Below are 12,540 nucleotides of genomic sequence, written 5' to 3'. Positions count from 1 at the left end.
ACTGTGAAAGCGTTCAGTTATTTACACGCGCTTTGTTTCATCCAGTCCTGTTGCCACGTTAAATAGTCTTGCGGTTTGGCAAACAAAAAGCCTTGCATACTCACATGCTTGAGAGCAGACAGATGGCCTAATTGCTGTTCAGTTTCAACACCCTCTACCACCACATCCAGCTGCATTTGTTGCGCCATTGCATAAATAGACGACACCAAACTGCGCTCCATACCATATTGATCCATCGCCAACACAAATGCCCGATCAATTTTGACCTCATCCACCGGCAAGTGCTGGAGATAACTCAAGGATGAATAGCCCGTCCCAAAATCATCAATCGAGAACTTAACGCCCAAGGCTTTTAGCGATTGCATTTTTTGTACGACCTCGTCAAAATCATCGAGAAACAGGGATTCAGTAATCTCAATAATCAAACCTTTAGGCGAAGCGCCTGAATCTGCTAGCAATGCGCTCACACGTTCTACAAAATTAATTTGCCGAAAATGCCTTGGGCTTATATTCACCGCAAGCGTAATATCCGGTGAATGAAATTGAATTTCAGCTAACAAATGCGCTGCTTTAGTCAACACCCAATCACCCAACGCCACGATTAAGTCACTCTGTTCCGCCAAGGGTATAAACTTACCCGGCGGTAACAAACCTTTTTCCGGATGTTGCCAACGTACTAAACACTCCAAGCCCACCAATTGCTTGTTCTGCAAAACTTGGGGCTGAACAAACAAACGCAGCTGTTCAGACTTAATCGCCTGTGCCAACTCTTTTTGTAACTGATGTGTCTCAAGCACCTTCTCGGACAATTGATTATCATAAACAACCAATCGAATAGACTCTTCACCACGCGCCTGCTTTAATGCAATTTCAGCATGACTTAACGTCTGATGAATTAATTCACCGCTAGTAAAATCTTCGATTTCAATCAAAGGCGCAACACCAATGGCAAAATCCAGGTTAAAACTCTCTCCTTTAACTTGCAAGCTAGACGCCAAACAAGTTAAGGCTTTTTGCCCCATCATCTTCAACCAATCATCAACATGACTGAATTCAGCTTTATTTTCACAAAAAACAGCAAACTGATCGGCTGTCAAACGTGCAACCCGTCCTTGATGCTCAAAAGCCTGTTGCAACCTTTGACCCACTGTCTGCAATAGTTCGTCTCCAACATCGGTTCCATGCAATTGGTTCACAAAGCGAAAATGAGTCATGTTTAATAACAACAAACACCCCTTGACCTCTAGGCTCTGATAACGCTGAATACAACTATCCATGGTTTCTAGTAACTTATTACGATTGGCCAAACCGGTTAAGCTATCGACATATAGCAACTCCTGAATACGTTGCTCGCGCTGCTTTCTTTGCGATAAGTCACGTTGAATCGCTAAAAAATGCGTAACCTCGCCCAGCTCATTTTTAACGGGTGAAATAATCGCTTGCGCAGGATAAACTTCGCCATTTTTACGTTTATTGGAGAGCTCACCGCGCCAAACCTTACCCTCTGACAAGGTTTGCCACAATATTTGATACACAGATGGCTTGGTTCGACCCGATTGCAAAACACGAGGGTTTTTGCCCAAAACCTCCTGTTTTTGGTAACCCGTCATCGTCTCAAACATCGGATTCATATAACTGATTCGCCCTTGACGATCTGTAATCACAATAGACTCAGGGCTCTGTTCAACCACTTGATTAAGCAGTCTTAATCGCTCAAGTGCCTGAGTCAAACGGTTTCGCTCCTTTTTTAGCAGGGCTTGACGACGAACCATGTAAAAAAGCGTTGCAAACACCAATAATAAAAACAGTGCTAACGCAAAAGCCAGTTGATAAAACCAAAACTCAATAAAGTCCTGTAAGGTAAACTCAACCTCATCAAAGGGTTCCAGACGTAATTCACGCATCAACAAATCAATCGTTCGATAATCACCCGGGATAGTGAAACCTGCGATGCCCATTGAAAGTGCAAGCGATCCCTCTCGAGGGATCGCTAATAATCCAGCCGCAACCTGGCGAGCAATATCCTTATCAACATGCGGCATCGCAGCAAACGGCCATTCGGGATATAAGCGAGTACTCGTTATAAAAGGAAAATCAGGCAGTGTTTGTGCATTAAGTAATTTCAATTGATTCATATCAATCTGATTTTTAGCAACCAAATCCTCCAAAACGCCAGTACGAACAAAGCCCACATCCGCTTCACCGTTCATCACCGCTTTTACTGCTAACGATTGTGGCTGCCCGGTTTCCAATACCCTTGCGTCCTGAGGGAGTCTAACCCCTTGCTGCAACAACTCATATGCCTGCATTTGATAAGCGCCCAAAGAGGTCGTCGAAGCTGCAGCAATTCGTTTACCCTTCAGATCCCTTAGCGTCACAATGTCATCCCGATTCGATCGGGTAAAAATAACCCCACCAAAATGATCCGTTACAAATGCCCCCTCCAAGTTGAGCATGGAAGCCAGTGGGGAGGTCAAGCCGCTTCGATAGGTCATCAGCACATAATGAGCAGGTTGAGTCAAAACAAAATCAACCTGCTTACCTTCAACTGCCTGTTCTAATTCATCTAAATGTAAGATCACTGGCTCAAATTGAAAATCATCGAATAACCGATTTAAGTACTCGGTTAAAGGTTGCCAGCGCTCAAGAGTGGAAACCTTGTCACGAAAAGCCAAAATGCCAACCTGATAGACAGGTTTATTAAATTCATTATGCATTGATACAGGATTCTGAGCCAACACAAACTCGGCCGACAGTATCCAACCCATTAACCCTATAAAAACTATGTTTTTAAATTTGCTCAACGCCTGCACCTATTTAATTATTTGGAGCCCAAAGGTTTCAAAACTGGTTAATAATCTGATCTAGCTTTTGTGCCGCCAGTTCAAAATCAAAGTTATCTAGATCAAGTAAAAGAGACTTTCCGAGATCAACCATGTCTTCTGGTAATCCACTGATTAAATCAACCAATTCATTATCCTCAATATACTCACTGGCTTCAATGCGCTGTTTTAGCTTAAGAAGCTGCGCCCTATCTGGTTCATTTTCTCCTGAACTCTTCTCAAATAACTCAGTAAAACAATTAAGATATTGATTAATTTCACCCAGCGATTGCGCCAAGGCCAGTTCAAATGTTGCGATAAGTTCAAGACTGGGACAGGTATTATCCTTTAAAAGCAAATCCACCTGCTGGCTTACCTTAAACAGTCCTTCAACCCCTAAATTACCCGCAACCCCTTTTAAGCTATGATTCAGTTTCTGAAGCCGTATCATTTTTTCAATATCAAATTGATCATGAAGCTGTTTTAACAAGGGAATCAAAGATGAAAATTCACTGTTAAGTTGGTTCGATAAACGCTGAAGCAGTTTGCAATACAGTGACTGATTCCCCATCAACTGATCTAAACCAGCTTGAACATTTAACATGCTAAAGGATAAAGGAGCCGATGCAACAGAAACATTTCCAAACTGCTTTACTTGCTTTCCTGAGGCTAAATAACGGCTTAAAACCCTATGTAATTCAACCGAATTAATCGGTTTACCTAAATGATCATTCATTCCACTGTTTAAGGCTTTTTTTCTATCTTCTACCATCGCTGCTGCGGTTAAAGCAATAATCGGAACCGTCTGATTAAATTCACGGATAGCTAGTGCAGCCTGATAACCGTCCATCACCGGCATTTGAATATCCATTAATACCAAATCAAACGCCTGCTGCTGCATTTTCTCTAGCGCTACCAAACCGTTTTCTGCTAAAGAAACCGTTAAACCATAGTTTTTCAGCTGCTCGCTCGCAACCAGTTGATTAATTTCATTATCCTCAACCAATAAAACATGACCGCTGAGCTCTACCTGTGAAACCAGTTGAACAGCTTGTCTCAAAGCTTGCGCCTGGGCGTGCATACACAGCGGCAAGGTTAAATCAAAAGAAAAACAAGCTCCCTCACCAGGTCTGGTTGCAATCGCAATCTTATCGCCGCCTAATAAATGAACCAAGGATTGACTAATCACCAATCCCAAACCACTTCCCCCGTGCTTGCGAGTAATACTAGAATCCGCTTGGCTAAAAGCTTGAAACAACTTGCCAACCTGCTTTTCACTCATCCCCATGCCCGTATCCTTGATCGAAAACCCAAGCGTTACCTGCTCAGGCGTTTCTGTCAACTTTTCAATTTTTAACCGCACCTCGCCTTGTTCAGTAAATTTAATCGCATTACTCAACAAATTGCTCAGAACTTGACGCAATCGCAATTCATCGGCAACTAAACACAACTGGCTAACCGCTTGACAATCTATAATCAACTGCAGATTTTTCGCTTGTGCATTGGCAGAAAATAAATCATAAAGATCATCAATCAATTGATGCAATGAAAAGGGCTGGGGATCCAAAACCAGCTTATTAGCGTGAATTTTTGATAAATCTAAAATATCGTTAATAATGCCTAATAAAAGACGCCCTGAGCGATGAACCTTAAGCACATAATCGCGCATAACCTGCAAAGAGGTTTGCTGAAGGGCTAATTCACTCAGCCCCAAGATGCCATTCATCGGTGTGCGAATTTCATGGCTCATATTAGCGAGAAACGCTGATTTTGCTTGATTAGCGGCTTCGGCTTCACGCTTGGCTTGCTCCAAAGCAAATTGTTGGTTTTTTTGATTGGTAATGTCATAAACAAAGCCATGCCAAATAGTTGACCCATCAGGTTGTAAGTTGGGCGTTGACTGACCATTCAACCAACGTACCAAACCACTAGGTAATACCACCCGGAACTCTTCTGCCCAAGGGGTTAGGTTTTCCGCTGAATCATTAATTAATGCCATGAAAAAATCTGAATCATCGGGGTGAATGCGCTGAAACATGACACACGCATCCTTTTCAACGTCCTCAAAAGTAAGATCAAACAAATCCACAATCGCAGCACTTGCAAACGCAAAACTAAAGTGGCCATTTGAATCCCTTACCATCTCATAGATCATTCCGGGAATATTATTGGATAACTCAGTAAGCCTTGCGCGCTGGTTATCAATAATTGCCTGCTCATTCCAAACTTGATAGACCAGACCAACCAAATCCTTTTGATGAACAACACCAAGGGTTGCGCCTGTGTAATGATCTACAACCACTAGACGCTTAACCTTTTGAGCGCGGGCTTCAAGCAAGGCTTGCCCGAGACTAAGCTTTGCATCAAATGTTTTTAAAGGTGAAGACATCACCCGTTCCGCCGGTAATTTTAGATCAGAATCTTGATCAAATAACTTAACAATATCCGTTTGAGTAATCATGCCTTTCGCCGAGTCGCCGTCAAACACGACCGCAGCCGTTTGTTGTGCCTGATTCAACTTAGAAAAAACCTGCTCAGTAGATTCCTGCAGATACACTTTAACAAACGGGATGTTACACAACACATCACCTAGCAGCGCATTTTGCGCCAAATGCGCCGGATCCAAACAGCCTGCGAGATCGGTATAACTGACAATTCCAACTAACTGATCTTGCTCCAATAAGCACACATACTCATCGGGGTGATTACGAATTACATCTAATGCTTGGAAAATTGTCGCTTCAGGGTTTAAAACTGGCACCTTGTTTAACACAACCTGACTCAAAGGAAGATTAAAATCAAACTGCTGTAAACGAAACTGAATCAACTCGCGTGGCGTTAATATCCGCAAGCCGGCCTCACCGGTAACAATCACATCACGCAATTGCTGTTCAGCCATTAGATGAACAGCATCGTTAATCGACAAGCTATCTTGCAAACTAATTACGTTTTTAGTAGCAATATCTATCAACTTAGGTAACAACATAACCTGCTTTCTCGCCTATCAATGTTAATAATTTAAATAGTCTGGATATCGACTTTATAGGCATTTTGCCACTCAAAGGCGAGCTCTTCCCAACAGCTAGCTACAAGTACCTGTTCGATATCTGGCTGGTTTCTCAATAAATTCTCAGCCTTGTCGATAGAGTTAGCGACTCTAACTCGGGTTTGCCCCTGATAACCTTGAGCCATTCTTTTTAATGTTTGTGCATCAGGGTGAACAAGAAGCAATACGCTAGGATTCAAAATGTCCAACGGTTGCTGTTTGCCACCTATCCAGTGCTGTAAACTCGCTATTAAGGTCTGTTGATTAATCGGTTTCGAAATATGATCATTCATTCCCGCATCCAACGCTTTTGCCTTATCCTCAATCATGGCCGCAGCAGTCTGCGCAATAATCGGAATATCTGGATTAAATTGGCGAATGCGCTGGGTGGCCTGATAGCCATCCATAATAGGCATCTGAATATCCATCAAAATCAGATCATAGCGGTTGTTTTGCGCTTTACTGACAGCGACTTCCCCATTGGCAGCGATATCATAGTCAATACCTAAACGCTTTAAGTGTTCAGTCGCGACTTCTTGGTTAATCTCATTATCTTCAACCAATAACACCTTAGCATTAAACTTAACAGCCTGTTGGCCTGCAACCTGATCAGCCATTGATGATCGTCCACCCAATTCAAGTGCTTCTTGCTGCAAAGGCGTCAAGTGCTCGAAAGGCAAACTAAAACTGAATAGACTGCCCTGACCTAACTCCGAGTGGAGCAAAATTTTTTCACCGCCCATTAACTGCACCAACTTCTCGCTAATCGTGAGCCCCAACCCGGTTCCACCATATTCACGAGTAATTGAATCGTCAGCTTGGCTAAAAGGTTTAAATAAACGCCGCTGTTGCTCTAAACTAATGCCTTTGCCAGTATCTTGCACTTCAAAGTTTAACCAGGCCTGGTGGTTATCTGTCCTTTGAAGATCCGGCCCAATACGAAGCGTGACCGCCCCCTGTTCGGTAAATTTAATAGCATTTGTAATTAAATTAGCTAGTACCTGCCTCAAACGCAGGTCATCTCCAACATAACCCAAAGCCAGCTGCGAGTCCAACTCTAGCTTAAATTCAATCGATTTAGCGCTGGCACGAGCCTGATAAAGGTCAACTAATTCCTCAGCTAGTTGCACCATCGCAAAAGGTTGTGGGTCAAGATTAAATTGTCCCGCTTCAATTTTCGACAGATCCAAAATATCATTAATAATCCCGAGTAGCAGTGAACCTGAGTGATGGATTTTATTTAATCGTTGGTGTAATTTGGCGGGGTCTTGCTCGTCCTGCCCTAACTCACTTAAACCAAGAATACCATTCATCGGGGTACGAATTTCGTGACTCATATTGGCCAAAAAATTAGACTTAGTTCGATTGGCTTGTTCTGCTAGCCTAGTTTGCTCAGATAAACGCTGATTGGTGATTTCCAACTCAGTGATATCAACCATCGTAATCAAATACAGTCCAAGTTGTTTTGAATAGACCGCACTGCATTTAAAATAGGTATGCACCCCTTGAAAACCGACTATGGCCTTGTGTTGCTGGCTAGGCTCAGCTAACATTTTATCCAACCACTCCATCGCATGATAATTGTAAAGGTAACCGGGTTGCTCAATAAACAAGTCGCAAATACAACGGTAATCCTGCTTAAATGCCTTAAGACTCGCGTAATAACCATTAAAAAACCGTAAAAAGCCACCACTCACGTCAATTAACTCATTGCCGTCATTCACCAACACCAACTCATCTTGGCTGGCCAATAATTGCTGACTGTAAAGGCTCGCAGCGCGTGATTGCCTAACACTGACAAGCAAGCTGATGAGCGCAATGAATAAGCCAAACGCAAAGGCAAGCGTCCAACCTATCACCGCACCGTACTGGTTTTTTAAATCTTGCCAAGTAATCGCCTCACGCACTTCAAACGGAGGAATGCGTAATGCACGAGACAGAGCTTCAACACCGAGATAATCAGAAGGCACCGTGAAACCATAAATCCCACCATCGGGGGTATTGATATCCAGATACTCAAGATTAAGCATAGCCGCGGTGATATGACGCTTAGCACGATCGGACACATGCGGCAATGCGAATACAGGCCATTCAGGATAAAGCCGTGTTGAAATAACATGTGGAAAATCAGGACGATATTGGGCGTGAATAATCTTTAATTGATATGCATCAATCACCCCCTGTTGAACTAATCCCTCTATAATGCCATCACGTACAAACCCCACGTCGGCTTGCTGATTAAGCACGGCCGTTATGGTTTCATCATGAGTGCCATAATAGGTTATCTGACTCTTCTCAAGCTTGACTCCCGCCAGATAAAGCTCATAACTTTGTGCACGAAACCCGCCCATAAACTCCGGCCCTGGTGCCGCAATCTTCCGACCCTTTAAGTCGTGAAGATGATTAATTTTTGAGTTATCAGCGCGCACAACAATCACCCCAGCGAGCGCTTTAAGCGGAAGACCTTGATGGTTTTTGACCAGCGTAGCCAAAGCGCCCGTCACCTCAAACCGTTGACGAGCAACTAAAAAGTGAGTGGGATTGGTAATAACAAAATCAAGCGTTCTGTTCTCTAGCCCCTGGTATATTTCCGCTTGCGATAAAATTTGCAACTCAAGCTGTTCAGTTTCCAGACCTCTGTTAAGTGCTTGAATCACCGGTTCAAACTCGGCTAAAGTTTGCTCCACCCCCTTATAGGCAAAGACACCCAGTTGATAACTAATTTTTGACTGCTCAGTCGAAGGCTCGGTGTTGGCGAAAACAGGCAAGCTAAAAAGAATCAGCCAAAACCAAATTAGAGCGGAAAAAACTTTAGCACCGGGTTCCATGTCTAATCTTCTTGGTATTCACAAAATTGATTTTTACCACTTTGTTTGGCTCGATACATCGCCTGATCTGCCTGCCGAATCAGCTGGTTAGCCTCAATGGGCTTTGATTGAGGGTAATAACTCACCCCGATACTCGCCGTAACCCGCAATACATGCCCTTTATAATCGTAAGGTTCAGATACTACGCTTAACAAACGCTGCATCAGTTCATTGTTAGACTGGCTCTGTTGTAGATCAACAAGCAAGGCAATAAACTCATCACCTCCTAAACGAGCCAGTGTATCCCCCTCCCTTAAAATAGACTTCATTTTTAAAGCAAGATGTTTTAAAAATAGATCCCCGACCTCGTGACCAAAATTATCATTCACCGGTTTAAAGCCGTCTAGATCCAGAAACACCAAAGCTAAACGTTGATCACGTCGATCCGCCTGCGCCATTGCTTGATGTAAACGATCATATAGCAAGCTACGATTAGGTAAACCTGTTAGTGCATCATAATAGGCCATTTGATCCAGCTGCTTTCGAGCCTGATCCCGTGCGAGTAGATTACGAATTCTTAATTGTAAAAGCGGCAGTGAAAACGGCTTGGTAATAAAGTCATCCGCCCCAAGTTGCAAACCTTTAAGGTGGGTTTCATGCCGATCATCCGCTGTCACTAAAATCACCGCCATTTCTCGACCCCAATCAGATTTTCGAATACGCTCCAATACCTCTAGGCCATCCATCACAGGCATCATAATATCAAGCAAAATTAAATCTGGCTGCAGCTTTTCGGCCAGTTGCAAAGCCTCCTTACCCGAGGTCACAATTGAAACCTGATAATCTTTGCCTAATGCACTGAGCAAAATCTGTAAGTTAGTAGGATGGTCGTCAACCACGAGTATTTTTGCTTGATCATTCATTATTTGCATACTTTATTCATATTGTTCCAGTATCAATTTTACTCTATTGGCCGCCTCGGCGAAATGATAGCCTTCAACTAATGGTTGAATACTCAGCAACTCAGAGTAAACCGGTAAAGCTTTAGCCTTCTCAAGTAAACGCTCAAAAAGTTCAATCGATTCAAAACGCGCTTGCTCCAACATACCTAACAACTCTGTCAATTGCTGCAAGATAGCCTCCAAACTTATTGAAGTTTGATCTGCTTTTGCAGTTTTTTTATCTTGCAAACTCTGCGTTTGCCGTGAAACAAATGGTAGATAGTCAGCCAAAGTTTCTGCAAGCAAGCTTTGATCTAAAGGTTTAGTTAAATAAGCATTCATGCCAAGTGCCAAGCCCTTTTGCCGATTTTCCTCAAAAGCATCGGCAGTCAGTGCAATAATCGGCAAGGCAGGCAGTGATTGCTCCCGCTCCCACTGTCGAATCCGCTCCGTGGTTTGATAGCCATCTAAGATAGGCATTTGTATATCCATCAAAATCAAATCTATTGGTTTCGACTGAGATTGCACTAAATCTAAGGCTTGCTGCCCATTTTCCGCTAACAGGGTTGTTAACCCTAACTGCTGTAACTGATTTTCAACCACCCATTGATTAATCTCATTATCCTCAACAATTAACACCGATCCCTGGAATGTAATTGCAGATAAATCCCTGAAAGAAGACGGGGCGGCCTTTTGCTTGCGAAAGGTTTCATGTTGTTGAAGCGGCAGAGGTAAGCTAAACCAAAAACGCGATCCCTGACCTAATTGGCTTTCTAATCCAACTTCTCCACCCATTAATTTTGCTAGTTTTTCAACAATCGACAGGCCGAGACCCGTACCTTCATACTGTCGGGTGCTACTGTTATCTAACTGACTGAAGGGCTTAAACAATAGATCCTGCAAAGCCGGATCTATGCCGATACCGCTATCAGTGACCGAAAATTCCAAGGTTCCATGTTCATCAAGCGGTTTGGCTTCAATCTTAATTTCGCCCTGTTCGGTAAACTTAATTGCATTGTTAACCAAATTATTCAACATTTGACGAATACGTTGCTCATCGCCCTGATAACATGCATCATTCGAGCCTAACCAACGAGCAAAGAGTGAAATGCCTTTCTGTTTCGCTATACCTTGAAACAAAGCCTGAGTTTCTTGCATCATCGCATTAGGATCAACCAGGCCTGGTTGTAATGACAACTTACCGGCCTCTACTTTTGATATATCCAAAATATCATTCAGTAACCGTAACAGTGTTTCACCCGAGTCAAGAATAGTTTGAATATAGCTATGATAGTTTGATTCGGAGGGCTGACTGGTCTGAAGCAGCTGCGCCATCCCTAGAATACCATTCATCGGTGTTCTAATCTCATGGCTCATGGTCGCCAGAAAGCGCGTCTTAGCGGTATTGGCAGTTTCGGCTTGAAGCTTGTGTTGCTCTGACTCTTCCAGAGATTGCTGCAATTTACTTTCGGTTTGTTTGGCTTCGGTAATATCCATCACGATACCGACCACCTTCACCACACACCCTGATTCAAGCAAAGGTGCGGTCTTTGTCCTGATCCATTTCTCAACCCCTAAACAGGTTTTAAATGGTAAAACAAGATCATAAGGCTGGGCTTTTTGAACGCAATCTTGAAAAGACCTAAAAATAGTTGGTTGATCTTCCGCTCGATAGCACTTAACACTTTCGCCAATATGGTCAAAATTAGGATCCGGTTTAAAGTCATGCAACCGATACAAGCCCTGAGTCCAAAACATCTTGCCGGTTTCAACCTGATACTCCCAACCACCGATTTTGGCCAGGGCTTCACTGTCCTCTAACAAACGCTGGCTGCGCTGTAAATCATCTTGTATTTCTTTTAAATTTTGCTGTGTTTGTTGATAGTCTGTAACATCCCGCGCCGACGCATAAATCAACTCACCTTTAGGCTGTGAACGCCATTCTATTACACGATAACCCCCTTCTTTACAACGATAGCGATTGGTGAAGTTAATCGCAGGCTGGCCTTCCGCCAGTTTCTTCATCGCCTCAAGTGTTGATGAAACATCCTCAGGGTGAACAAACTCTAAAAATGAGCGTTGTTGTAATTCTTCAATTTGATGACCTAGAATCTCTGACCAGGCCTGGTTGACCTTTATAAAACGCCCTTGCACATCAGCAATACAAAGCAAATCCAAATTTAAAGTAAAAAATTGCTCTATCTGCTCTTTTTGCTTAGTTAGCTCAGTCGCAAGCTTATTTTTTTGTCTGACCAAGAAAAGTAATATCAACAATGCCAAAACCGCGACCAGTAATCCCAAAGCGAATAGCATCGTAATAAACTGCTGCTTTTGTTGAAGCTCATCCGTTCTTTTGGCAACCTGGGCTTCTAATCGTTGAGCAAAATGAATAGCGGCCGATTCCGTAGCTTTGTTACTACTAATATCGTGAATAACAGAAAGCAATCTAGTTCGGTCTTCAAATTGATAGGGTTGAGAATAAACTTCGACCGTCCGGATCTCACCACTAGCTAACTGATGGCTAAAAACAAAAAAATTACGTCCCTGTTGTTGGGCAAGTTCGCGCTCTTGTGTCACCTGTTCTGGTGTTAGAGTGTTGATTTGCTGTATTGTCTTGCTGGTTAATGTTTCACGACTATAACCGTAAAAATCAAGCGCAGCTTGATTGGCCTCAAGGATATTTCCTGTGTCTGGATCAATTATTAGCATCACCAAGCCCTGGCGCTCAAAAAACTGCTGCAAGCTGGAAGCCTGACTGCCATTGGTGACCAAAAGCAAAGCCAAAAAAGTGAACAGATAAAATCTGGACATAAAATGATAGGACATCAGGGCTTGCTTCATAAATAACCATTAAAAGTTAAATAGGTTCTATGATACCGATTTTTTTACCTAATGGTCAATTAAAACGGTTTGGTCATAAATAC

The 12,540-nt window shown here is 42.9% G+C and carries 5 protein-coding genes; all 5 read right to left on the bottom strand.

Going from position 1 to position 12,540, the window contains the following annotated elements; genetic code table 11:
* Window positions 1–17 precede the first annotated feature (17 nt).
* The 5 genes from JX580_RS02635 to JX580_RS02615 are packed head-to-tail and all read right to left on the bottom strand — an operon-like array spanning window position 18 to window position 12,442.
* Complete coding sequence (locus JX580_RS02635) at window positions 18–2,804, bottom strand: EAL domain-containing protein (RefSeq protein ID WP_248851251.1); 2,787 nt, start codon at window positions 2,802–2,804, stop codon at window positions 18–20.
* A gap of 37 nt (window positions 2,805–2,841) precedes the next feature.
* Entirely contained in the window at window positions 2,842–5,808 is a 2,967-nt protein-coding gene (locus JX580_RS02630) for a response regulator (RefSeq protein ID WP_248851250.1), read from the bottom strand.
* 32 nt (window positions 5,809–5,840) lie between these two features.
* Window positions 5,841–8,696, bottom strand: a complete 2,856-nt coding sequence (locus JX580_RS02625; RefSeq protein WP_248851249.1) for a PhnD/SsuA/transferrin family substrate-binding protein — start codon at window positions 8,694–8,696, stop codon at window positions 5,841–5,843.
* A 2-nt stretch (window positions 8,697–8,698) separates the two neighbouring features.
* The gene (locus JX580_RS02620) at window positions 8,699–9,607 is read right to left on the bottom strand and encodes a diguanylate cyclase domain-containing protein (protein WP_248851248.1); all 909 of its coding nucleotides are present in this window, start codon (window positions 9,605–9,607) and stop codon (window positions 8,699–8,701) included.
* Between the two features lie 3 nt (window positions 9,608–9,610).
* Window positions 9,611–12,442, bottom strand: a complete 2,832-nt coding sequence (locus JX580_RS02615; RefSeq protein ID WP_248851247.1) for a PAS domain S-box protein — start codon at window positions 12,440–12,442, stop codon at window positions 9,611–9,613.
* Between the last annotated feature and the right edge of the window lie 98 nt (window positions 12,443–12,540).

The organism is Thiomicrospira microaerophila (assembly GCF_023278225.1).
Lineage (GTDB): Bacteria > Pseudomonadota > Gammaproteobacteria > Thiomicrospirales > Thiomicrospiraceae > Thiomicrospira > Thiomicrospira microaerophila_A.
This window is presented reverse-complemented; position numbering and strand designations above follow the sequence as displayed.

What these genes read in the sequence shown, in the direction of transcription:
- JX580_RS02630 (WP_248851250.1), bottom strand. Translation starts at nt 5,808, where the DNA reads ATGTTGTTACCTAAGTTGATAGATATTGCTACTAAAAACGTAATTAGT.
- JX580_RS02625 (WP_248851249.1), bottom strand. Translation starts at nt 8,696, where the DNA reads ATGGAACCCGGTGCTAAAGTTTTTTCCGCTCTAATTTGGTTTTGGCTG.
- JX580_RS02620 (WP_248851248.1), bottom strand. Translation starts at nt 9,607, where the DNA reads ATGCAAATAATGAATGATCAAGCAAAAATACTCGTGGTTGACGACCAT.
- JX580_RS02615 (WP_248851247.1), bottom strand. Translation starts at nt 12,442, where the DNA reads ATGTCCTATCATTTTATGTCCAGATTTTATCTGTTCACTTTTTTGGCT.